Source organism: Spirosoma knui (assembly GCF_054780635.1).
This window is the reverse complement of sequence record NZ_BAAGVY010000003.1, coordinates 391,489-414,677: the sequence shown is the minus strand read 5'-3', so window position 1 is coordinate 414,677 and position 23,189 is coordinate 391,489. Positions and strand designations below refer to the sequence as shown.

At 50.8% G+C, this 23,189-nt stretch carries 18 protein-coding genes; 11 read left to right on the top strand and 7 right to left on the bottom strand.

Going from position 1 to position 23,189, the window contains the following annotated elements; all coding sequences use genetic code 11:
• Position 1: 1 nt before the first annotated feature.
• From ACYVIY_RS10375 to ACYVIY_RS10360, 4 genes are all read right to left on the bottom strand, one after another.
• Entirely contained in the window at positions 2-478 is a 477-nt protein-coding gene (locus ACYVIY_RS10375; RefSeq protein ID WP_460976258.1) for a DUF5615 family PIN-like protein, read from the bottom strand.
• On the bottom strand, positions 475-714 hold the full coding sequence (locus tag ACYVIY_RS10370) for a DUF433 domain-containing protein (protein WP_460976257.1): 240 nt from the start codon (positions 712-714) through the stop codon (positions 475-477). The genes ACYVIY_RS10375 and ACYVIY_RS10370 overlap by 4 nt, the downstream gene beginning before the upstream one ends.
• Before the next feature lie 25 nt (positions 715-739).
• Positions 740-4,189 carry a pyruvate carboxylase gene (locus ACYVIY_RS10365; protein ID WP_460976256.1) on the bottom strand — a complete coding sequence of 1,150 codons (3,450 nt, stop codon included), beginning with the start codon at positions 4,187-4,189 and terminating at the stop codon, positions 740-742.
• Positions 4,190-4,402: 213 nt separating this feature from the next.
• Positions 4,403-5,707: an APC family permease gene (locus tag ACYVIY_RS10360; RefSeq protein WP_460976255.1), complete on the bottom strand. Its 1,305-nt coding sequence runs from the start codon at positions 5,705-5,707 to the stop codon at positions 4,403-4,405.
• A 42-nt stretch (positions 5,708-5,749) separates the two neighbouring features.
• Between ACYVIY_RS10360 and ACYVIY_RS10355 the strand changes: the two genes are divergently transcribed.
• Positions 5,750-6,412 carry a DUF1345 domain-containing protein gene (locus ACYVIY_RS10355; RefSeq protein ID WP_460976254.1) on the top strand — a complete coding sequence of 221 codons (663 nt, stop codon included), beginning with the start codon at positions 5,750-5,752 and terminating at the stop codon, positions 6,410-6,412.
• On the opposite strand, the gene ACYVIY_RS10350 is transcribed toward ACYVIY_RS10355, so the two are convergent.
• Both ACYVIY_RS10350 and ACYVIY_RS10345 read right to left on the bottom strand, forming a co-directional pair.
• Positions 6,409-6,579: a hypothetical protein gene (locus ACYVIY_RS10350; protein WP_460976253.1), complete on the bottom strand. Its 171-nt coding sequence runs from the start codon at positions 6,577-6,579 to the stop codon at positions 6,409-6,411. The two genes, ACYVIY_RS10355 and ACYVIY_RS10350, sit on opposite strands and share 4 nt — an antisense overlap.
• Positions 6,580-6,685: 106 nt before the next feature.
• On the bottom strand, positions 6,686-7,921 hold the full coding sequence (locus tag ACYVIY_RS10345) for a nucleoside recognition domain-containing protein (protein ID WP_460976252.1): 1,236 nt from the start codon (positions 7,919-7,921) through the stop codon (positions 6,686-6,688).
• 91 nt (positions 7,922-8,012) lie between these two features.
• Between ACYVIY_RS10345 and ACYVIY_RS10340 the strand changes: the two genes are divergently transcribed.
• From ACYVIY_RS10340 to ACYVIY_RS10330, 3 genes are all read left to right on the top strand, one after another.
• Entirely contained in the window at positions 8,013-8,678 is a 666-nt protein-coding gene (locus tag ACYVIY_RS10340) for a M15 family metallopeptidase (protein ID WP_460976251.1), read from the top strand.
• A gap of 77 nt (positions 8,679-8,755) precedes the next feature.
• Positions 8,756-9,184, top strand: a complete 429-nt coding sequence (locus tag ACYVIY_RS10335) for a DUF1810 domain-containing protein (protein ID WP_460976250.1) — start codon at positions 8,756-8,758, stop codon at positions 9,182-9,184.
• A gap of 242 nt (positions 9,185-9,426) precedes the next feature.
• Positions 9,427-10,086 (top strand): DUF6766 family protein, encoded by a 660-nt coding sequence (locus tag ACYVIY_RS10330; protein WP_460976249.1) that lies wholly within the window; start codon positions 9,427-9,429, stop codon positions 10,084-10,086.
• An 88-nt stretch (positions 10,087-10,174) separates the two neighbouring features.
• On the opposite strand, the gene panC is transcribed toward ACYVIY_RS10330, so the two are convergent.
• A complete protein-coding gene (gene panC, locus ACYVIY_RS10325) occupies positions 10,175-11,014 on the bottom strand; it encodes a pantoate--beta-alanine ligase (protein WP_460976248.1) in 840 nt (279 codons plus the stop codon).
• A 199-nt stretch (positions 11,015-11,213) separates the two neighbouring features.
• Here panC and ACYVIY_RS10320 point away from each other — a divergent pair, with 199 nt between their 5' ends.
• The 7 genes from ACYVIY_RS10320 (at position 11,214) to ACYVIY_RS10290 (ending at position 23,071) form a co-directional block, all read left to right on the top strand.
• The gene (locus ACYVIY_RS10320) at positions 11,214-12,020 is read left to right on the top strand and encodes a glycogen/starch synthase (protein ID WP_460976247.1); all 807 of its coding nucleotides are present in this window, start codon (positions 11,214-11,216) and stop codon (positions 12,018-12,020) included.
• Positions 11,974-13,389, top strand: a complete 1,416-nt coding sequence (locus ACYVIY_RS10315) for a DUF4270 family protein (protein WP_460976246.1) — start codon at positions 11,974-11,976, stop codon at positions 13,387-13,389. Before ACYVIY_RS10320 ends, ACYVIY_RS10315 begins: the two co-directional genes overlap by 47 nt.
• A 133-nt stretch (positions 13,390-13,522) precedes the next feature.
• Complete coding sequence (glmS, locus tag ACYVIY_RS10310) at positions 13,523-15,376, top strand: glutamine--fructose-6-phosphate transaminase (isomerizing) (protein ID WP_460976245.1); 1,854 nt, start codon at positions 13,523-13,525, stop codon at positions 15,374-15,376.
• 258 nt (positions 15,377-15,634) lie between these two features.
• Entirely contained in the window at positions 15,635-16,342 is a 708-nt protein-coding gene (locus tag ACYVIY_RS10305) for a head GIN domain-containing protein (RefSeq protein WP_460976244.1), read from the top strand.
• Positions 16,343-16,498: 156 nt separating this feature from the next.
• Entirely contained in the window at positions 16,499-17,104 is a 606-nt protein-coding gene (locus ACYVIY_RS10300) for a Crp/Fnr family transcriptional regulator (protein WP_460976243.1), read from the top strand.
• A 157-nt stretch (positions 17,105-17,261) separates the two neighbouring features.
• Positions 17,262-20,498: a TonB-dependent receptor gene (locus ACYVIY_RS10295; RefSeq protein ID WP_460976242.1), complete on the top strand. Its 3,237-nt coding sequence runs from the start codon at positions 17,262-17,264 to the stop codon at positions 20,496-20,498.
• 59 nt (positions 20,499-20,557) lie between these two features.
• A complete protein-coding gene (locus ACYVIY_RS10290) occupies positions 20,558-23,071 on the top strand; it encodes a phosphocholine-specific phospholipase C (RefSeq protein WP_460976241.1) in 2,514 nt (837 codons plus the stop codon).
• Positions 23,072-23,189 lie beyond the last annotated feature (118 nt).

The following is a 23,189-nucleotide window of genomic DNA, read 5'->3' as shown; positions in this document are numbered from 1 at the left end:
GTTACCGCAAGCTTTTGTTTAACAAAACGTTACCTAATCCAACTAACTGATTTTGCTTACGGCATATGAAGGTAATTCGTAAGGGCAAAAGGATATTCGTATAAACAAAAAGGCCACCGTACTGTACGGTGGCCTTGCCTTTAAAAATGATATCAACTCGGTCCGGATAAGCTACCAGTAAGGAATGCGCTCGAATAAGATCCGTAAGCAGAAATAAGTAATCTGAAAAATATTGGTGCAAATCGGATAACGTTTGATTGCCTAACTTGAAACGAATGATTTTAGGCCGTCGTTCTGCTGTCAATGCACGTATATAGAAATCAGCGTCTTTAGTTAAGATTACAAAATCAGTTTCTAGCGCATAGGTCCAGATTTCAGTATCTGGTAGTGTCGCTTTTATATCTACCACAAATGTGAAATCCGCTGTGTTGAAGAAACGGAACTTCTTTGGCAGGTTAACATCCACCAGGTACTTCATGCTGCTAGTGGGAGCGGATAGGTATCAACCCGAACGTCCGCCAATACAGCTGCATACTCTAGAGATGCCTGAATGTCTTCACGCTCCAGGAAAGGGTAAGCGTCTAATATATTCTCTATAGACTCACCAGCCGCCAAATATTCCAATATGGTTTTAACCGTGATACGCATCCCGCGTATAGTGGGCTTACCATTGCACACATCAGGCACAATTGTGATCCGATTGAGTAAGCTCATAGTGTAGCCATAGCTTATTGTAAAGTTACGACAATTCTACTACGCAGTCGTCCTGCTCTACAACTGTACCTTCTTGGAGCACAATCTTAGAAACTTTGCCCTCTTTTTGAGCCGCTACGATACTTTCCATTTTCATCGCTTCGATAACAAACAACGGCTGGTTCTTTTTCACTACGTCGCCTTCCTTAACCAGAATACGGGTCAATCGGCCTTGCAGCGGAGCCCCCACATCTTCCGGCTTGCTCACTTTCGCGTTCATGGCCTTTTCTACTTTCGAGGCTTTGTCGCGGACCTGAACCTGGCGACTCTGACCGTTCAGCTCGAACGTAATGGTACGCATACCGAACTCGTCGGGCTCCGACATGAAGAGCAGACGAACCAGGATGTTTTTACCTTCTTCAATCTGAATCAAAATCTCTTCATTCTCCTTCAGGCCATAAAAGAAAGCAGGCGTTGGAATGACGCTGACGTCGCCATACTGCTCGTTTGCCTTGTAGTATTCGTCGTATACCTTCGGGTACATCTGGTACGACAAATAGTCGACGAAGCCGTCGTTGAGCGGGTATTTCTCCTGGAACGTAGCAAAGTCTTTATCGAAGTCAATGGGTTTCAGATGCTCATTCGGACGACCGGTAATCGGCTGCTCACCCTTCAACACAATTTGCTGAATATCTTCCGGAAAGCCACCGACGGGTTGACCCAGAATACCTTTCATCAACTCCTTCACCGACTCAGGGAACGTTAGCGAATCGCCCCGTTGACGTACGTCGTCAGCCGTTAAGTTATTCGCCGTCATGAAGATCGCCATGTCGCCCACCACTTTCGATGAGGGCGTTACCTTCACAATGTCGCCAAAGAGTTGGTTGGCTACTACGTAGTTTTTCTTCAATGTTTCAAACTTATCGCCCAGGCCGGTTGCAATGGCCTGCGGTTTCAGGTTCGAATACTGGCCACCCGGAATCTCGTTTTCGTACACTTCCGCGCTGCCGGCTTTCATGCCCGACTCGAACGGATAATAGTATTCCCGAACGTCTTCCCAGTAGTTCGAATAGGCATTCAATGAATGCAGGTTGATGGGGCATTCGCGCTCGTGGCCCTGCATCATGGCGACTACCGAATTGAAATTCGGTTGTGACGTAAGGCCCGATAAAGCACCTAACGCACAGTCAACAATATCGACGTTCGCATCAATGGCTTTTAGATACGTGGCGGCCTGAATACCTGCCGTATCGTGCGTATGCAGGTGAATTGGAATACTTACAGCTTGCTTCAGTTCCCGAACTAAGACTTCGGCAGCCAATGGTTTCAGCAGTCCGGCCATGTCTTTTATGGCCAGCAGGTGCGCTCCTTCATCTTCGAGCTGGCGGGCCATATCGAGGTAGTACTGAAGGGTGTACTTCGTCTGGTTAGGCGCGAGCATATCACCCGTATAACAGATAGCCGCTTCGCAAAGCGCATCAGTACGTTCGCGAACGGCTTTCATGCTGACTTTCATCGCTTCAACCCAGTTCAGGGAATCGAAGATGCGGAAGATGTCGATACCCGTTTCCCACGACTGCTCTACGAACTTCTCGATCAGGTTATCGGGGTAAGCCGAATAGCCAACGGCATTAGACCCTCGGAACAGCATTTGCAAAAGCATGTTTGGCATGGCTTCGCGCAGGGCGGCCAGCCGTTTCCAGGGGCTTTCGTAGAGGAATCGCATCGATACGTCGAACGTAGCGCCACCCCACACCTCCATAGAGAACAATTCTGGGTGATTCTTGGCGAAACCCTCAGCAACCTTTTGTAAATCCTGAGTCCGCACTCGTGTAGCAAGCAGCGACTGGTGGCCGTCACGGAACGTAGTGTCCGTATACAGAACGCATTTCTGGTCCTTTACCCACTCCACGAACTTCTCCCGGCCCAGCTCTTTCAACCGATTGCGGCTGCCGTCGGGATGAGCTCCGTAAATGTCGAAGGGAGGCACAACGGGCGTACGGAATACTTTACTGTCGTCCTTCTTTTTGACTTCAGGATTTCCGTTCACGATCACATTCGAGAGGTAGTTGAGTACCCGCGTCGAGCGGTCCTGAGGCTGGCGTAAATTGAACAGTTCAGGATGGCTTTCGATGAACGAAACGCGGGCTTCGCCCCGCTGGAAAATCGGGTGGCTGATCACATTCAGCAGGAAGCCAATGTTGGTCTTAACCCCCCGAATCCGGAACTCAACCAGGGCGCGTGTCAGGCGTTGCGTGGCGCCTTTCAGCGTCCGGCCCCGCGCCGACACTTTCACGATCATGGAGTCGAAATAGGGCGAGATTTTCATGCCCGCGTAGCTGCTGCCTTCGTCCAAGCGGATACCGAAGCCAGCCGCGTTCCGGTACGCAATGATGGTACCGAAGTCGGGTTTAAACCCGTTGGCAGGGTCTTCAGTCGTGATCCGGCACTGAATGGCGTAACCGTTGAGAGGTACCTCGTCCTGGTGATTGATATAGATTCCGTTGTCGGAAAGCTTGTAGCCCATCGCGATCAGAATCTGCGTCCGCACGATGTCGATACCGGTTACCTCCTCCGTAATCGTGTGCTCAACCTGAATCCGTGGGTTGACCTCAATGAAATAAATCGTTTCGTTTTTATCGACCAGGAACTCAACCGTACCGGCATTGGAGTAGTTAACCGCGCGGCCGAGTTGTAAGGCGTATTCGTACAGCTTATTCTTAGTTTCCTGACGTAGTCCGAAGGAGGGGGCCACTTCGACAACCTTCTGGAATCGCCGTTGCACGGAGCAATCCCGTTCGTACAGGTGAACGATGTTGCCGTGTTGATCGCCCAATAATTGCACTTCAATGTGCTTGGGGTCTTCAATGAATTTTTCCAGGAAAATCGTATCGTCGCCGAAGGCGTTACGTGCTTCGTTTTTGGCTTCCGTAAACGCTTTTTCGAATTGTTCGGCCTCCCGTACCACGCGCATCCCACGTCCGCCACCACCGGCAGCGGCTTTCACCATAACCGGAAAGCCAATGCGCTGGGCTTCGCTAAGGGCAAATTCCGGGCTCATGTTTTCCTCCCGAGAATCCGGAATCATAGGGACACCGGCTTTGGTAGCGAGGTTCTTAGCCCGTACTTTATCGCCCAGGGCATCCATCGCTTCGGGGGAGGGACCAACGAAAATAATGCCTTCTTCGCGGCACCGACGCGCCAGTTTAACGTTCTCTGACAGAAACCCGTAGCCGGGGTGAATAGCGTCGACCTGATGCCGTTTAGCCAGCAAAACGATGCCTTCTACATCGAGGTAAGGCTTTAATGGGTCATCATCACGACCGATCTGATAAGCTTCGTCAGCTTTGTAGCGGTGAAGCGAGTACCGGTCTTCGTACGTATAGACGGCAACGGTGGTAATGCCTAATTCCGTAGCGGCCCGCATGATACGGATGGCAATTTCGCCCCGGTTGGCGACTAACAGGCGTTTAATCGGGCGGATGTAGTCCTTCATACTTTTCAACAAAAACGGCTTCAGGCTGTATTAGCATCAAATAACAAGGCAAGATTGTTGAAAATTTTGAAAAACGGAGGGCTGACCGTATAAACGTTGGATAAGATAGTTTTTTCAAGGAATATTGCAGGAAGGCACTACGTCTTACAGGCATTAGTCGTACAACGACCGTATTGAGGCTATCGAACTAGGATTTGACCATTCCTTACTCATTCACAGCACCCGCTTCAACAGGTAATACAATGGCCAGCCGCTCAGGAACAAGCCCCAACCAATAGCTGCCGGTCCTGGATCGCTGATGATTACGTTGGCCGATATTACCAGCAGAAACCCGACAAAGATTAACGGCAGTATGGGGTACGCCCAGACCCGATAACCCGTATAAGTGCTATCGCTTCGGGCGCGCCTTCGGAAGACAAATAAGGTGGCGGCTGCACTCGCCAGAGCCAGGCTGTCAATGGACATTACGTAGCTGACAATCTTCTCGAACGTTCCCAGAAAAAACAGCGATAAAAGCATTACTCCCACGAGAAATGTCAGGGCAAACTCCTGAGTTTGCGTGCGGGCATTCACGCGTTTGAAGATGGGCGGCAGAATACCATCGTCAGCCATCGCGTAATACACACGCGGGAGGGAAAGCAAACTTGCATTCAGGTAGCCAAGCACGGAAATGAAAATGGCGATCGAAAAAATAGTGAAACCCCAGGGGCCAAATAAGGCTTTCGCCAGATCGGCCGCTATCAGTGTAGAGCTACGTAATCCGTCGAAACCCAGTTGCCGGAAGTAGGCATAGTTTAAGCCAAGATACAAAGCCATGATCAGCAACAGGCCACCGATGATACCACGCGGTGTGTTACGTGTGGGATTCTTGACATCCGCTCCAAAATTTAAGACCTGCTGATAACCGCCATACGTATAAAATACCGCAATGAGGCTAACGAAAAAGGCTTTGCTGCTGCTTATGGTGGCAGCCGGAACCGGAGTTGAATCAAGTAAAGTTGGTATTATAAATATTCCCAGGCACAACACAGCCATCAAAACAACTTTGAGTCCACTCAGCAAGTTCTGCGTGCGCGCCCCCGACCGAATGCCCAATAGGTTAATGCCATAAAAGAGCAGTACGGTAGCAATGGCCGTTGCTTTAATACCCGTTGATCCGTGTAGAGCTTCTGGCAGGAGTGGGTTTATATATTCTGCCCCGATCAACGCGACCCCTACGTTGCCTGCACCGTACGTTAGCACGATAACCCAGTTCAGCATGAATGCAAACACGGGGTGAAAAGCTTCCGAAATGAGCTTGTAAAAGCCGCCCGCAACCGGATACCGTGAGCCAATCTCGGCAAACGTGAGCGCTCCGCATAAACTCACCAGGCCACCGGCTATCCAGGCTGCAAAGAAAATAGTTGGTGTTTCGGCGGATTGGGCAACGATAGTGGGCGTTCGGAAAATGCCAATGCCGATAACCAGACTGACAACGATCATCGTCAAATCAAAGGCGGAGAGTTTGGGTTGTATCATGCAGACGGATTACTTCATTTAACTGAAATTTCACTCAAGGATATGCTATCCAGTCTGCTTCGCCAAATTGCCCATTTAGATAGTCACCATCGTCTACTCATCGCACTGGCTGTTACGATCGCTATATTAACCCTTGTGCCCGCGACGTTTAGTGTATCCGCCCGCCTTACTATTGCCTGGGTATCGTACGCGATGACGCTTCTGTCCTTAATGTGGACAACAATTTTTATTGCACACCCGCGCGATATACCTCGTCTGTCCCGCCTTCAGGATTCGAGCCGTACATTAATTCTATTTTTTGTAGTTGCAGCGGCCATTGCCAGCCTATTCGCCGTTGTAGCCCTTCTCGACAAGATGGAAAACAATGACCGTCTGGAACGTATTACGCTGGCCCTTCTCGCGGTAGCAAATGCCTGGTCGCTGGTCCACACCGTTTTTACGCTTCACTACGCTCATGTGTTTTACGGCAACGCTGCGAAACAGGGCAACCGGCCGGGCGGATTAGATTTCCCTCAGGAGCCAGAACCTGATTATCTTGATTTTGCCTATTTCTCGTTCGTGATTGGCATGACGAGCCAAGTGTCAGACGTAACGATCTGTTCAAAAAGTATGCGCCGGATAGCCCTGGCGCACGGTGTGTTGTCGTTTGGGTTCAACACCCTTGTCATTGCCTTAACCGTCAGTGGGCTATCGGGAGCACTCTAGTTAGATCGTCTGGTTTGCTTTTTCGCCTTTTCCTGCTGCTCTTTCTCGTATTCCTCCCGCTGACGCTTGTCGGAGATTAAGCTACGGTATAGGCCGTTCAGAACGTAAATATCGTCTACCTCGTCAATCAATCGGTGAAGGTGTTCGCGAACTTGAGTAATATTCATTCGATGAAAGTCTCTTAAGCGACCAAGGTTAGTTTAATGCCTAAACATGGTACTGAGAAGCGAGTCATGCCTGGCTAATTCATAACGAAATTTAGTTGGTTTTTGCTCAGTGAAAGAAGAAATAGCCAAGGGCAATACCGGCAATAACGCCCATCAAATCCGCAAACAAACCGAAGGGAATGGCGTACCGTGAATTCCGAATACCGACCGAGCCGAAATACAAAGCCACGATGTAAAACGTCGTGTCGGCGGCACCCTGGAACATGCAGGCCAGCCGCCCTACGAACGAGTCAGGCCCGAACTGCTTCATCGCATCAATCATCAATGCCCGCGACCCTGAGCCGCTTAGGGGCCGCATGAGTGCTACGGGTAGCGCATCCGTGAACTCGGTGTTCAGGCCCGTAAAGCTGAACGCGTATTTCAGGCCATCAATGACGTAGTCCATAGCGCCTGAATTACGGAAGGCGCTGATCGCAACCAGCATCCCAACCAGATACGGAATAATACGTACCGATGTTTCAAAACCACCTTTGGCACCCTCAATAAATGCGTCGAAAATGTTTACTTTCTTGCGCATCGCTCCCAGCAGAAACGACACGATAATCAGCATTAGAATAAGGTTGCCCGTTACTTTCGAAATGACTTCAATCTCTTCCTTTGTCTTGGTCGAAAGGTACCACAATGCCAGGGCGATCAATCCCGTAATGCCGCCGAGCCAGCCGATTACGGTGCCATTGATCAGGTTGATCCGTTGTTTTATGGACACCGCCACCATGCTGACGACGGTCGCGACGTAGGTTGCAATCAGACAGGGGATAAAGATGTCAGAAGGGTCTTTGGCCCCCAGAACGGCTCGCTGCGCCATGATGCTTAAGGGAATAATCGTCAGGCCTGACGTATGCAGCACCAGAAACATAATCTGGGCATTCGACGCTGTCTCTTTTGCGGGGTTTAACTCCTGTAAACTGGCCATCGCCTTCAGCCCGAACGGCGTGGCTGCGTTATCCAGTCCGAGCATATTAGCCGAAAAATTCATAATCATCTGCCCATTGGCCGGATGATCTCGGGGCACTTCTGGAAATAGTTTGTGGAAGAATGGACCAATAATTCGTGCCAGGAAATTAATAGCTCCGGCTTTTTCGCCGATGTTGAGCAGACCCAGGAAAAACGTCATTACGCCCGCCAGAGGCAGAGCAATGTCCATAACGGCAACTTTGGACGAATCGAAGAGTCCCTCGACAATAACTTTAAATATTTCGGTATCGCCAAAAACGATCAATTTAATCAGCGCGACCACGAACGCAATCACAAAAAAAGCAACCCAAATGTAATTTAGTGCCATGCGGTGGGTACAGGTTTATGGGGCAAAGTAGCGCGTTTTGGCGTTATTTGCAATGAACGAACATCAAAGACGTACTATGCCAACCGCTCGAATGCTTCTCCTATTATTGCTCTTTCACGCTTTCGCTCTTTCGCTATTTGCACAAGACAAACTCGAACAGGCCATGGTCGAACAAGGGCTTGTTGATGTGCAAAAAATTGATCCCTCGATTCTAGTGGAACTGAAGTATTCGACTACCGACAACTTCGTGGGTAAGGACGTATATGGTGACTTAACCCGGGCGTATATGCAGCCGATGGCGGCTCGTAAACTGGCCAGCGCCAGCAAATATTTGCAGGAAAAACACCCTGATTTACGGCTGTTGGTGTATGATGCCGCCCGGCCCCGATCAGCGCAGTGGAAGCTCTGGAATGCCTTACCCAACATGTCGGAGGGTGAACGTCAGAAGTACGTGGCCGACCCACGAAAGGGGTCTATTCACAATTACGGTTGTGCTGTTGACTTAACCGTAGCCACGAAAGACGGGAAGCCGCTTGATATGGGGACTAAATACGACTACTTTGGTGAGCTGGCGTATCCGTCCAAAGAAGCTGAACTGCTCAAAGCTGGTAAGCTAACCAAACAGCAAATAGAGAATCGGCAAATTCTCCGTACGGCCATGCAGCAGGGTGGCTTTAGTCGAATCGAATTTGAGTGGTGGCACTTCAACTCGCTCTCTCGGGAGAAGGCCAAAATGGTGTTTCGAATCGTTGAATAACGTATTAAACTAGCCGTTCGCTTACCAGCAGAAACAGTACGTTGAATCTTGCATTTATAACTAGAACTCGAAACTATATGGCTCAGACGTATGACTTAGATCGTTTCGTTACGGCTCAGGAAGGAACCTTCCAGGCGGCTTTTAATGAACTGAAAAATGGACGGAAAACGGGCCATTGGATGTGGTATATCTTTCCGCAAATAGCCGGTCTCGGGTTCAGCGAGACGTCCAAATTCTATGCTATTCAAAACCTGGAGGAAGCAGAACTTTACCTTCAACATCCATTATTACGAGACCGACTTGTCCAGATAGCCGAGGTCCTGCTCACCATTGAAGGTAAAACGGCCTATCAGATTTTTGGAAGCCCTGACGACACGAAATTAAAGTCATCGATGACCTTGTTCAGCTTAGTTGAAAACGCTGGCCCTGTCTTTCAGAACGTACTAGATAACTATTTTGATGGTAACCGAGATGAGAAAACCTTGAAATTGGTACAGAGAATGTGAAGCTGGGACGTAGTAAGCTGAACATCACAGGCTGCTTGGTAGAGACGGTGTGAGTTTTGAAGTAGGTTCCCCTAGATTAATTGATACGTAGCTATCTGGGTCATATACGCTGGCTAATAAGCCGCAGTAACAGCAGAGAAAATAAATCGTAGAAATCAGTGAGCCACTACTTTTACACGAAGGGGTAAGCGGCTGTCTATAACAAATTGGCCGGAATTGCTGAATTAACACCTCGTCTGCTAATGAAGGATTATCTGCGTAGAAATGGCTTATCCATTACGTTCACGTTACTCACCGTATTGACACTTGGCGGCCAGATTGTAGTGGGCTGGTATGAGTTTAATGATGAACTGAGCGATTATAAACGGCCTCCGTTGACTTTTGCGGCTTATCTGACCAGTGGGCATTGTATTGAGGCTGTCTTTGAGAACTGGGAGAGTGAGTTTCTTCAGATGGGATTGTACGTCCTGCTGACCGTATCGCTTTTTCAAAAAGGCTCTTCTGAGTCAAAAAGCCTGGACGAACCCGAAGAGGTTGACCGGGACCCATCGCCGAATCGTCCCGGCGCACCCTGGCCCGTTCGGCGGGGTGGGTTTGTTCTTAAGCTCTACCAGAACTCGCTTAGTATCGCTTATTTTCTTTTGTTTTTCGTTTCGTTCTGGCTGCACGCGGCCGGGGGCGTGAAGCAGTACAATACCGAGCAGATTCTGAAAGGTAAAACGGAGTTGTTGAGCCTGTGGCAGTTTGTGGGAACCAGTGAGTTTTGGTTCCAGTCGTTGCAGAACTGGCAAAGCGAATTTCTTTCCGTACTATCTATTGTGGTGTTGTCGATCTACTTACGCCAGAAAGGTTCACCCGAATCGAAACCCGTTGACGCGCCAAACAACGAAACTGGGAAATAGATTGGCTTCGCTCGTTTCTATCTAAATAGAAACGTGAATTGCAAGTGGCAGGTTACTTGATAGTCAGAAGTTAGCATCAGCTTTTAATCTAAAACACCAGATTATCAATCAGCCGAACTTTGCCGAGGTGAGCCGCCAGGCAAATGGCAGTTTGCCCCGGTGCTAGTACTTCGTTCACGGGCTGTAACGTATCAGCGTTAACAATCTCGACGTACTCCAGGCGGAAGTTAGGATTGGTACTGAAATAGCCAGTAACTGCGGCTTTTGCCTGTGAGGTACTCTGGCCTTCGACCAGTAGATCATGAGCGAGCGTTAAAGCCTTGTACAAAACAGGAGCCTGCTCGCGCTCTTCCGGGAGGAGATTGCGATTCCGCGATGACATCGCCAGTCCGTCTGCTTCGCGGATCGTTGGACAACGTACCAGTTCAACCGGAAAGCTTAAATCCCGGATCAGTCGGCGTACAACGGCTACCTGCTGTAAGTCTTTCTGGCCAAAATAAGCCCGGTCAGGCTGTATTATATTGAATAGTTTAGCCACAACGATACCTACGCCATTGAAATGCCCAGGGCGAAAGGCACCTTCCAGAACCGTTTCCAACTCCCCGAAGCTTAGCTTCATAATCGGCGATTCGGCATACATCTCGTCCACCGAAGGGGCAAAAACTATATCGCAGCCCGCCGTTTCAAGTTGCTTCAAGTCGTCATCGAGGGTGCGGGGATAGCGGGCTAGATCGTCGGCATTGTTGAACTGAACCGGATTGACAAACACGCTGCTGATGACCAGATCGTTCTCGCGTTTCGCGGCTTCGATAAGACTGATATGGCCTTCATGTAAGGCCCCCATAGTAGGTACCAAAGCAATGGTATGAGCGGATCGTAAGGGGCTAAGGTGCTGACGTAGAGAAGCAATGGAGTCGAATTGGTGCATGATTCGTGTAGGAGTGAGAAGTTAGGAGATAGGAGTTAGAATTCGTCCGGTAACGCAATGTTGCGGCAGCATTCTCACTCTTATCTCCTGACTTCTCACTCCTCTTTTTTTGCACAAATCTTATTGAAATACGGGAAAAAATTGTATAATTTTGCAAGTTTTTTAGTTCTCAAAGACAACACACGCTTCCCGTATACTTATGAGCAAACTACGTATCCTTTACGTTGCCAGCGAAATCAATCCTTTCCTGAAAACGTCTGATGTCGCTGACTTCGTCCGCAAACTGCCGCAGGCTATGCAGGAGCGGGGGATGGAAATCCGAATTCTGGTGCCGCGCTTCGGACTAATCAACGAACGCAAAAACCGGTTGCATGAAGTAGTGCGCTTGTCAGGTATCAACATTGCCGTAGGCGATGAAGAAAAGCCGTTGATTATCAAGGTGGCTTCCATTCCAACGGCCAAATTACAAGTGTATTTTATCGATAATGAAGACTATTTCCAGCGGAAGTACGTTTTCCATGACAAAGAGAACCGCTTCTATGAAGATAACGACGAGCGCGCCATTTTCTTCTGCAAAGGTGTGCTGGAAACGGTGAAGAAGCTCGGCTGGGCACCAGACATCGTGCACTGCAACGACTGGATGACGGCCCTGATTCCGCTTTACCTGAAAACGACCTACAAAAACGACCCGATGTTTAAAGACACCAAATCGGTTTTCACGGTCTATAACAACGCATTCGAGCACCGCTTTGAGGGAGACATCATCGAGAAAGCGCGCATGATGGATATTGATGATGAGATGTTGGCAGAATTGAAGACGGCAGACTTTCAGGGTTTTATTCGCATCGGTAGCACCTACGCCGACGCGGTTGTTCGCGCCGAAGAAGAATCGAGCGAAAGCCTGAATGCAATTTTAACTGATTTACCCGAACATAAATTTGATGCTGCCGAAGATGAAGATGTCGCCGAACGCTATTACAACCTATACACGCAACTGGCTGGGTAAACTTTTTGTACTCGCTGTTGCCGTAGTGGGCGTTCTGGCCTGTGAAGAACCCAGGGAAATTGGATTACCACCTACCACACCGGTAGATGTTTCATATACCGATACGGTGACTATCGTCCGCGAAACGATCCGGTTTGATTCCGTACGTAGTAACGATCAGAGTAATCTGATGGTTGGCCGGTATACGGATCCGGTGTTCGGAAAAGTTCAGTCACGAGCTTTTGTGCAGCTGTTGACTACCAGCGATTTTGTGGTGAACGATTCGTCGACAACAACGGCAACGCCCGCCAGTCGGATCATACTGGATTCAACCCGTCTGTTTCTGGATTATAACCGGTTCTCCTACGGCGATACCACGCAGGCGCAGGAATTGCAGGTCTACCGGCTGACGGATAGTTTGAATACGCGGATCAACTACGACATCAGCAGCAGCATACCGGCCGAAGCTCAGCCTTTGGTGCGGCAGACGATTCGGCCGCGGCCAAATACGACGGATTCGTTGTCGTTCCGCTTGCCCTTACCCGATTCGTACGGACGTGAGCTAATGGCGTTAGCGAACACCGATGCCGGGAAAGCGGCCAATTCTGCCTTGTTCCGGTCGCAGTTTCCGCGGGGTCTGATGCTGACCACGACCGGTACCGATCAGGCAGCTGTGGTAGGGTTCTCGCAAGGGTCAGCCGTAGTTGTGTATTATCACGTTGCTGGTGAAAAAACGACGCGCGTCTACGGGTTCTTCCTGGCGGGTAAGCGGTTCAATCAGATTACAGCCGACCGGAGCGGTACGCCCTTGGCTGCTTTGCAACGTGGCAAGAGTTTGCCCGCTACGGCAACAAACGACCGGTTGTTCGTTCAACCCGCTACCGGTGTCACAACCAAACTTTCGTTTCCTTATCTGAAGAATCTGGTACAATCCGGCCGCGTGGCTATCAACCGGGCCGACCTGATCATTACGCCTACCAAATCCAATAACGCGTTCCTGGGGTATCCACCGCAGTTGGTGCTGGCCGAAGTAGATGAGCAGAATCGGCTTCGGCGCGATGCAACGGCCAACTTCCTGTTCGCCGTGCCCACAAGTGGGCCATCGGATCGGCTGATCAGTAGTTTCGCGGATGTGCAGGCTCCTCTTCGCGATGATCGGACGAACAGCTATACCTTCAGCATTGGTGGTTATCTGCAGTCGGTTGTCTCAGGCCTTAGTCCCAATACCGGATTAGTGCTTACGACACCAGGTGGACCACTGTTTTCACAAACGTCATCGGGTGGTCTTACGAATACCACTCAGCAGTACCTGACGGACCGGGTTTGGCGCCTGGTGCTGGATGGTAATGCCAGCGTGAAACTTGTTGTTTTCTATACGACCTCGAAATAGTTGGTCGGTATGTTTACTTACAAAAAGCCGGATTACCCGGCTTTTTGTATTTATTTTAACGTTAATACCATCACCTTGTCTTAACCCGGTGGTCATTGGTATCCGGGAATAGACGCTTAACTCAACAACAATTATGTGCGGTATTGTCGCCTATGTCGGACACCGTGAAGCCTGTCCGCTGGTCATAAAAGGATTGAAACGACTCGAATACCGGGGATACGACAGCGCCGGAGTCGCCCTGATGAACGGTCGGGGGCTACAGGTTTACAAAAAGAAAGGAAAGGTTGCGGCCCTTGAGCAGGAACTGGCCACCAAGGATACGCACGCCACTATTGGTATGGGGCATACCCGCTGGGCAACTCACGGCGAACCCAATGATGTAAATGCACACCCGCATTATTCGTTCCACCGGAAGCTGGCTATTATCCACAACGGGATCATTGAAAATTATGCGGCTATTAAACAGGCGCTGCTCAAGAAAGGGCATACGTTTAGCAGCGAAACGGATACCGAAGTATTGGGTCAGTTTATCGAAGACATCTGGGAAAATCAGGCCGGGGCATCGGATGCCGGTACGTTAGAAGAGGCCGTACGGCTGGCGTTGCAGGAAGTGGTTGGCGCGTACGCCATCGTGGTCATGAGCGAAGCCGATCCAACCCAGCTCATTGCCGCTCGTAAAGGCTCGCCTTTGGTGATTGGCGTCGGCGAGGATGAGTATTTTCTGGCGTCGGATGCTACTCCGATTGTTGAGTACACGAAAAACGTAATCTATCTCAACGATTACGAGATTGCGGTCATCAGAGATGGTGCATTGAAGGTGGTAACGCTCGATAACACGACCACGACACCGTACGTGCATAAGATTGAGCTGGAGCTGGAAGCGATCGAAAAAGGCGGCTTCGATCACTTCATGCTCAAAGAGATTTTTGAGCAACCCCGGTCCATCGCTGATTCGATGCGGGGCCGGGTGCAGGCCGACGAGGGAATGCTCCAACTGGGTGGTTTACGCGATTACCTCGATAAGCTCGCCAAGTCCAAACGTATTGTTATTGTCGGATGCGGTACGTCCTGGCACGCTGGCTTAGTAGCCGAATACATCTTTGAGGAGCTGGCCCGCATTCCGGTTGAGGTTGAGTACGCGTCGGAGTTTCGCTACCGAAATCCAATCATCAAAGAAGGCGATATTGTGATTGCCATCTCGCAGTCGGGCGAAACGGCCGATACGCTGGCAGCTATCGAACTGGCTAAATCGAAAGGAGCGACCATTTTTGGCGTGTGTAACGTAGTGGGTTCATCCATCGCCCGCGCATCGCATGCTGGGGCTTATACGCACGCTGGTCCGGAAATTGGCGTGGCCAGTACAAAGGCATTCACGGCCCAGGTAACCGTACTGACCTTAATGGCTCTGGCCGCTGCTCAACGGAAAGGCACCATTTCGGATTCGCTGTTCCGTCAACTGCTGGTTGAGATGGAAAGTATCCCAACGAAGGTAGAATCGGTTTTGAAGGCCGCCGATAAGATCAAAGAAATCGCCTATATCTTCACCTACGCCCGAAATTTTATTTATCTGGGTCGTGGCCTGAATTTCCCCGTTGCGTTGGAAGGGGCGCTTAAGCTGAAAGAGATCAGCTATATACACGCTGAAGGGTATCCGGCTGCCGAGATGAAGCACGGCCCGATTGCGCTCATCGACGAAGATATGCCGGTTGTGGTTATTGCCACCCAGGATAGCTCGTACGAAAAAGTGGTTTCGAATATTCAGGAAGTGAAAGCACGTAAAGGGCGGGTCATTGCCATTACAACCGAAGGTGATTCGCACCTACCCGGTATGGTTGACTTTACCATCGAAATCCCCCAAGTACACGATGTGCTGATGCCTTTGATTTCGGTGATTCCGCTGCAACTGCTGGCGTATGATATTGCTGTGATGCGCGGTCGAAACGTCGATCAGCCGAGGAATCTGGCTAAATCCGTGACAGTCGAATAATTCAAACGATAAGAAAGCCGGGGCAAGTGTCCCGGCTTTCTTGTTGACATTCCTATAGGTGCAGTCGATACGTCGATCTCTACTGAGTTAATACGTCTTAGCTAACTAATAAAGCTACGAGCCAACGGATTTTGGTAGTGCTGTTCATCGGGTAATTTATCGGGTTCGGAACGGTAATGCGTAGGTTCAGCTTTTAAGGCTTTCGTGATCAGAAAGGCCGTCAGAACTTTGAGCGATCAAAGCTAATGACACACGACTATGAAACGACAAGTCTCTTTTTACACTACTTTATTTGTTCTGTTCACATTTTTGGCCTCCTGCAAAGAAGACATCGGGCCGTATGAGGAAGCTACCCGTACGTATGCGCTCGCGGATTTCAATAAGCTCTCGATGGGCAGTGGATTTCAGGTTGACGTCCGGTTTGGTAATATCTACCAGGTTGAAGTGCGAGGCAATCGGACGGATTTGGATGATTTAGATGTGAACGTACGGAGTTCAACCCTACACGCGCAATACCGCAACTACAATCGTAAACAGCGCTATAAGACTGTATTCACGGTTACCATGCCAACGGTACGTATGGTTGACTTCTCAGGTGCCGTTAAGTCAACGATTGTCGGCTTCACAAACTTGAACGAACTCGACGTAAAACTGTCTGGCGCTTCCAAAGCTGCGGTGAGCGTGATTGCTGCTCAGGTTGGTCATGATCTTTCCGGAGCGTCGCAGTTAACGATTACGGGTAACGGTACTCGTCTATCGGGTGGTTTATCGGGTGCTAGTACGTTAGACGCGTACGAATTTCCGGTCAACCAGGCCGAACTGGACGTATCAGGAGCCAGCAATGCCCGCGTACAGGTTACCGACGCGCTAAACGTGAAAGCCAGCGGAGCCAGCAAAGTACGTTACCGGGGCAGTGCCCGCGTAAACTCCGAAGTGTCAGGGGCCAGCACCGTAGCGCGGGACTAATTTCTTCGCTTCTGTTACGTATAAAATTTGGTTGTCGGCTTGTGATATAAAGCATAAAAGCAGGTAGTGGTTATTTAATGATTCATTAACAGTTTGGTAATCACTACTACATGTTCTGAGCCTACTTTTAGTGTCTTATCACAAGCCGCTCGACTTATGCCTTTTTCTGATGCTGTCCAGTTGTTACTTGATACGTGTTCGCATAGCTGGTTCCGAAAGACGATCCAGGCGGGTGATTTCGTCTACCAACCAGCCGACGTGGATACGCACGTGTATATACTGGAACAGGGACTGATTAAGATTGGTAGTCTGGGGGAGTGGGGCCAGCGGGTCCTTTACGATTGCCTGCAGCCGCAGGAACTGTTTGGCAATCTGGATTATCTGGATGAAGCCGTGTTTTTTGAGTATGCCCAGGCCGCAACCAGCGTATCGATAATCACCATCGACCGGGCCGCTTTTCGGTATGCGGTGACTCACAACGCCGTACTGGCCAGCTGGTTTGCCGAGACTATTATCCGTAGGTGGCACCGCACGGAAGTTCGGCTGCTGCATCGGAACAGCTTAGCCGTCGAGGAACGAATTCGACATTTGCGGGCGCAATATAGTCTGTCGATTCCTGATGTAGATGGCCGGTTGCATCGACCGGTTGACCACTTGTCCTACCAGGAAATTGGCGATTTGGTGGGCGCTACCCGTCAGACCGTTTCCCGCTGGTCCCGGACTAGCTCGGAGTCGCCCGTCTCCTGTGTTAGTGAACTGTAATCAATCGGTTGGTTTAAGGCCAAAATCAGTAACGCCTGCTTAACATTCGGGGGGCAGGCGTTACGATTTTATTAAGGCTGGATTGGGTGTTAAAAAGTAACACGGGTGAGCGGGTGGAGTCAGCGAGTTTTGTCTTTTCGCTACTCTAACCAACTCAATGCAGCACATTTTCGCTTCCTATTTTCGATTTGTTACGGGCCTGCTTTTAGTAAGCTTTTTTAGTACGGTCCAGGTCCGGGGCCAGGCCACCGATGCCTCCTTCGCCGGTATGGTCAAGGATAAAACAGGTAGTATGTTGCCGGGTGTGACAGTCCGAATTCGTAATGAGGCTACCGGTTTTCAAACGGGTACGCAAACAGGCGTTGACGGGCGGTTTACCGTGCGGCAGCTACCGCTCGGCGGCCCCTACACCGTTACGTTTTCATTCGTGGGGTTTACCAGCCTGAACCGGACGGGGTATCAGCTTAATCAAGGCGATTTGGTGACTGTTAACGCAACGATGGCTGAAACGGACCAGCAATTGCAGGAAGTTGTTGTGACGGGTACCAGTCTCAAAAATCGGGTTGATCGACTGGGGGCGTCAACGGCTATTACGGCCGACAACATTGCCAAGCTTCCCGTTTTTAATCGCAGCTTTACAAACCTGCTGGCACTGTCGCCCCTGAGCAACGGTACCAGCATAGGCGGTCAGCTTGCCTCATCGACCAACTTCCTGATCGACGGAGCCAGCGCACGGAATAACCTGACCAGCGGTGCGTTGGGCAGCGGGCCGTTCTCGCTCTCGCTGGAAGCCATCCGCGAGTTTGAGATTGTAGCCAACGAGTACGACGTAAGCAAGGGTCGGCAGGGGGGCGGTACGGTGAGCGCGGTGACCAAATCCGGGACAAACACCGTGACCGGTACGGCGTTTACGTACTACAACGCCAATGGCTTATCGAGCCCACGTGACATTCGAGGTAATGTTCGCGCGTCGGACTTTAGCCGGTTTCAGTACGGTTTTTCGCTGGGTGGTCCCATTATTAAAGATAAGCTGCACTACTTTGTAGCCCTCGACCGACAAACCGAGTCGGCTCCGTTCTATATCGCCGATATTCGCACGGACGACGATGCCAATGCGCTGGGCATCAGTAAAGCCGTGCTTGACAGTGTGATTACCATTGGTCGGCAGAAATATGGGTTGAGCAATACGCAGCAAGTGGGTGAGTTTAACCGGCAGACGATAGCCAACACTGTCTTTACCCGGCTCGACTGGCAAATCAACGCCAAACATACCCTGACATTACGTAACAACTTCAGCAACTGGAATAATCCCAATAGCAACAACGATAACTCGGCTATTAATCTGTTTGAAGTATATGGTGGCTTTAAATCGTTAGAAAACAGTACGTTGTTGTCGTTACGGTCGACGTTTAAGCCGACGCTGGTTAATGAGTTGAAGGTGCAGTACCAGCACGCGACCCGTAATTACGAAACCAACAGTCTACTTCCCTCGGCCAACATTCCCCGCGCCATCGTGACCGTTAATTCTGTGTTGCCTAATGGCCGCAATTCAAGTACGTCGGTTCAGTTAGGCGGGCAGCGGTTTACGCCCGAGCGCAACCTTGAAAACCAGATACAACTGGTGAACACCCTGTACTGGAATAAGGACCGCTACAATTTCACCTTCGGTACTGACAACACACTGACGTACCTGGATACCTATATTTCCAACGAACAAAACGGGCGATTTATCTTTAATAACCTCAAGGAGTTTAACGATTTGAATCCCTCGCGCTACGCCCGCGAAGTCCCAATCAACGGCATTCCATCAGTGCAACAGTACGTATTAAATGCGTCACTGTTTGGGCAGGTGCAATTTAAGCCCAGGTTCGATATGGATCTCCAGGCGGGGCTGCGGTGGGACCTGACCAGCTACCTAACCAAAGGCGATTACAACCCTGTAGTAGATCGCGAACTGGGCCTGCGCACCGACGCTAACCCAACCGACTGGAACAACATTCAACCCCGTTTTCAACTGACCTGGAACCCCGGTAACAAAAACCGCGACATCATCCGGGTAGGGGGTGGAGCCTTCTCGGCCTACGTCATCAACTACGCACAGGTGAACAATATTCAGAACAGTGGTACCAAAGTGGCATCTATCGACGTAACGCGCCCGACTAATGCCAGCCAGCCGAATCTGGTGCCTCGTCCGGATTTTGTTTCGTATCGGAATGATCCCAGCACGGCGCCGGGCGTTCCAGCGGGAGCCAGCTACGTCTCGACGATCAATCTCAACGATCCGAATTTCCAGGTGCCCACCATCTACAAGGCGAACGTATCGTACAGCCACTTCTTCGGTGATAACATTCGACTGGGGGCCAACGTACTCTATGCCAGAACCGTGAATAACTACGTGTATCTGGATCGTAACCTGGTCGATCAGCCGTATTTTACGCTCAGTAACGAAGTCAACCGGGGTGTGTTTGTGCCAGCTAATACGATTGCTACGAACAGCGGACAGACCAACAACGTACTGGGCCGTAAAACGCAGGCTGTCGGCCGAACGCTGATGCTGACCAACGGAGCCAAGCTACAAACGCTGACGTTCGTGCTGGATGGAGAAATCCGCCTGCCGCGCAACGGGTCGCTGGCGTTTAGCTATACCTGGAACGATGCCCGTGATAATACGTCGTACAATGGTAACGTAGCCAATACTTCCACTTTCCGGCCCATCAAGGGCGATCCGCGTAGCCTGAACGAAATCAACTACTCCGACAACCAGTTCCGGCATAAGCTGGTGGCCTACGGTTCGACGCCTTCGGTGGCGGGCATCGTGCTCAGTGTACGGTTTACAGGTGTGGGCGGGACACGCTATTCGCTGGTGGTTGACGGCGACATTAACGGTGATTTTGTGGGCGGTCCCGGCACCGACAACGACCTGGCGTTTGTATTCGATCCGAAAAATCCTGAGCTGCCGCAGATTATTCGCACGTCCATGCAGAAAGTCCTAGATAACCCCGACAATAGGGCTGCGGGTGCCATTCGCAACAGCCTTGGTAAGATCTTCGACCGGAACGGGGGCGAGAACGGCTTTTCAGGTACGTTCGACGTGCGGCTGGCTAAGTCGTTCCGGACGTTCGGCAAGCAGCAACTAGCCCTTAGCGTCGACGTGTTCAACTTTGCTAACCTGCTGGGTCAGGTGCTCGATGGTGTGACTACGCGTGGGGGCGAAGCGACGTCCCGGCGCAACTGGGGCGGTAACTATAACCTGAGCAACCAGACGCTGCTGACACCAACCGGCTTCAACCCGACTACTCGCCAGTACAGCTACCGCGTCAATGAAAACGTTGGTACTACGCAGAAGCAAGGCACACCTTACTCAGTACAGCTGGGGGCTCGTTACTCGTTTTAGAAGTATGACAAAGCAGTTGTTTTACTTTTATAGAGTAAACTCCTTAATCAACCCACCCAATGGATAATCGTCGCGATTTTCTCAAAAAAGCAGCCTTACTGTCAAGCAGTGGTCTGTTTAGCAATACCCTGCCCCCCGTTATTCAGAAAGCGCTGGCGATTGCGCCCGAGCCGGGAAGTACCTTCTACGATGCTGAGCATATCGTGTTTCTGATGCAGGAAAACCGCTCGTTCGATCACCAGTTGGGCATGCTGCAGGGCGTACGGGGCTTCAACGACCCCCGAGCCATTCAGTTGCCCGACAAGAACACCGTCTGGCTGCAAACCAATGCCAAGGGCGATACATACGGACCGCTTCGTCTGAATGTAAAAGATACTAAAGTGGCCTGGATGGGATCGTTGCCCCACGGCTGGACCGACCAGACCGATGCCATGAACAATGGTAAATACGACAAGTGGCTTGAGACAAAAAAAGCCCGCAATAAGGATTTTGCCGAAATGCCGCTGACAATGGGGTACGGCGACCGTCAGGACTTTCCGTTCTACTATTCCCTGGCGGATGCCTTCACGGTCTGTGACCATAATTTCTGCTCCAGTATCACCGGCACGCACCCCAACCGGCATTACTGGATGACGGGTACGGTACGCGAAAAGAACGAGCCGGAAGCAGTAGCTCACCTCTGGAACGTCAGTAACTACGAATACCCAACGCTGAACTGGACTACCTACCCCGAACGGCTACAAGCCAACGGTATTTCGTGGAAGGTGTACCAGAACGAAATCACGATGGGCTATGGACTGAAGGGAGAAGAGAGTGCCTGGCTTAGTAACTTCGGCACGAACGTACTGGAATATTACCAGCAGTATAACGTCCGGCTGCACGAGGGAGGGATTGAAAATTTACAGGCCAAAAACGAATCGGTGCGCCAGCTGATCGCCGGGCTGGAAAAGCAACCCGCCGACGAAAAGACCGCTCAGAAACTGGCCGCTGCCCGTAAGCTGCTGGCTAACATTGAAACCGCTCAGCAGCGCTACACCGCCGATAGCTACGCAAAGCTACCGGATGAAGCCAAAAATCTGCACGAAAAGGCGTTCGTGACAAATCGGCAGGACCCATTCTTCCATGAATTGGCGGCAATGGCCTATACCGACGGCGGCACCGAACGGACGATGGACGTACCAAAAGGTGATGTCTTCCACCAGTTCCGTCAGGATGTTCAAAACAAAACCCTGCCCACCGTATCGTGGCTGATGCCGCCCGCTCACTTCTCGGATCACCCCGGTCAGCCGTGGTTTGGCCCCTGGTACGTCAGCGAAGCAATGGAAATTCTACTGCAAAATCCGGAGGTCTGGAAGAAAACCATCTTTATTATCACCTACGACGAAAACGACGGCTACTTCGACCACATGCCGCCTTATGTGGTTCCTAACCCCTATAAACCGAATACGGGTAAGGTATCGGCGGGTATTGACCCCCGGCTCGATTTCGTCACCAAGGAGCAGCAGACCAACCCGTCGGCTCAGGCCAGTAGCCTGCGCGAAGGACCAATTGGGTTAGGCTACCGGGTACCGATGATTATCGCATCGCCCTGGACTCGGGGTGGGTACGTAAACTCCGAAGTGTTCGACCATACCTCGTCGCTGCAGTTTTTGGAGCATTTTCTGGCCAAAAAAACCGGTAAAGCCATTCGGGAAGAAAACATTACAGCCTGGCGACGTACCATCTGCGGGGACTTGACCTCGGTGTTCCGTCCTTATAACGGCGAACCCATCGATCAACCTAAGTTCATCGACCGGCAGCCTTTTCTGGAAGCTATTCACCAGGCTAAATTCAAGCAGGCTCCTGCTCAGGTTTCCAGGCTAGCCCCTGATGCCATTAAGCAGATCAACAATCAACCAGCGCAGTCGCCCCATTTTCCCCAGCAGGAACCGGGCATCCGGTCGGCCTGTGCCTTGCCTTATGAGCTGTACGTGAACCGAGTTGCCGGGCGGGATACGCAACCGTTTGGCCTGACATTCAAAGCGGGTAACGTAGTGTTTGGAAAACAGGCTACTGGAGCGCCGTTCCGTGTATACGCCGTCCGACCCTATCAGGGCGAAGTGATGCGCGCCTGGGACTACTCGGTAGCTGCGGGTGATACCCTGCGGGATGAATGGGCAATTCAGGACTTTGAAGCCGGTCAATATCACCTGCGCGTCTATGGCCCCAACGGGTTTTATCGGGAGTTTATAGGCAGTAAGCAGAATCCTCTGATTCAGATCGAGTGCGGCTACGAGGCCCAGCGGCTGCGGCAAAACAAGCTGACTGGCAACCTGCTGCTGACCCTTCATAACCGCGACACAAAAGCACATACGCTGACCCTGGTCGACAATAGTTATAAAACGAAAGCCAAAGAGGTCCGGTTAGCAGCTGGTAGCAAAACCAGCGTACTGATTGACCTAAGCAAACAGCACGGCTGGTACGATATGAGCGTGCGGGTAACGGGTGCTGATGACTTCGAAGAACGGTTCGCTGGCCATGTCGAAACCGGAACGCCGTCTAAGACCGATCCGCTGATGGGGGCCGTCGTGTAAACGCGCCTGGATACGTTGCTCCATAGGAAACGAAAAAAGAGGTGGTCCGACAACCACCTCTTTTTTACGTAAAGAATTAATTTTTGTCTGTGTTTGAGAGGCTATTGGTGTATCAAGT

What these genes read in the sequence shown, in the direction of transcription:
- ACYVIY_RS10375 (WP_460976258.1), bottom strand. Translation starts at nt 478, where the DNA reads ATGAAGTACCTGGTGGATGTTAACCTGCCAAAGAAGTTCCGTTTCTTC.
- ACYVIY_RS10335 (WP_460976250.1), top strand. Translation starts at nt 8,756, where the DNA reads ATGGCTCAGACGTATGACTTAGATCGTTTCGTTACGGCTCAGGAAGGA.
- ACYVIY_RS10345 (WP_460976252.1), bottom strand. Translation starts at nt 7,921, where the DNA reads ATGGCACTAAATTACATTTGGGTTGCTTTTTTTGTGATTGCGTTCGTG.
- ACYVIY_RS10320 (WP_460976247.1), top strand. Translation starts at nt 11,214, where the DNA reads ATGAGCAAACTACGTATCCTTTACGTTGCCAGCGAAATCAATCCTTTC.
- ACYVIY_RS10350 (WP_460976253.1), bottom strand. Translation starts at nt 6,579, where the DNA reads ATGAATATTACTCAAGTTCGCGAACACCTTCACCGATTGATTGACGAG.
- ACYVIY_RS10355 (WP_460976254.1), top strand. Translation starts at nt 5,750, where the DNA reads ATGCTATCCAGTCTGCTTCGCCAAATTGCCCATTTAGATAGTCACCAT.
- ACYVIY_RS10315 (WP_460976246.1), top strand. Translation starts at nt 11,974, where the DNA reads ATGTCGCCGAACGCTATTACAACCTATACACGCAACTGGCTGGGTAAA.
- ACYVIY_RS10305 (WP_460976244.1), top strand. Translation starts at nt 15,635, where the DNA reads ATGAAACGACAAGTCTCTTTTTACACTACTTTATTTGTTCTGTTCACA.
- ACYVIY_RS10340 (WP_460976251.1), top strand. Translation starts at nt 8,013, where the DNA reads ATGCTTCTCCTATTATTGCTCTTTCACGCTTTCGCTCTTTCGCTATTT.
- ACYVIY_RS10365 (WP_460976256.1), bottom strand. Translation starts at nt 4,189, where the DNA reads ATGAAGGACTACATCCGCCCGATTAAACGCCTGTTAGTCGCCAACCGG.
- ACYVIY_RS10300 (WP_460976243.1), top strand. Translation starts at nt 16,499, where the DNA reads ATGCCTTTTTCTGATGCTGTCCAGTTGTTACTTGATACGTGTTCGCAT.
- panC (WP_460976248.1), bottom strand. Translation starts at nt 11,014, where the DNA reads ATGCACCAATTCGACTCCATTGCTTCTCTACGTCAGCACCTTAGCCCC.
- ACYVIY_RS10295 (WP_460976242.1), top strand. Translation starts at nt 17,262, where the DNA reads ATGCAGCACATTTTCGCTTCCTATTTTCGATTTGTTACGGGCCTGCTT.
- ACYVIY_RS10330 (WP_460976249.1), top strand. Translation starts at nt 9,427, where the DNA reads ATGAAGGATTATCTGCGTAGAAATGGCTTATCCATTACGTTCACGTTA.
- ACYVIY_RS10290 (WP_460976241.1), top strand. Translation starts at nt 20,558, where the DNA reads ATGGATAATCGTCGCGATTTTCTCAAAAAAGCAGCCTTACTGTCAAGC.
- glmS (WP_460976245.1), top strand. Translation starts at nt 13,523, where the DNA reads ATGTGCGGTATTGTCGCCTATGTCGGACACCGTGAAGCCTGTCCGCTG.
- ACYVIY_RS10360 (WP_460976255.1), bottom strand. Translation starts at nt 5,707, where the DNA reads ATGATACAACCCAAACTCTCCGCCTTTGATTTGACGATGATCGTTGTC.
- ACYVIY_RS10370 (WP_460976257.1), bottom strand. Translation starts at nt 714, where the DNA reads ATGAGCTTACTCAATCGGATCACAATTGTGCCTGATGTGTGCAATGGT.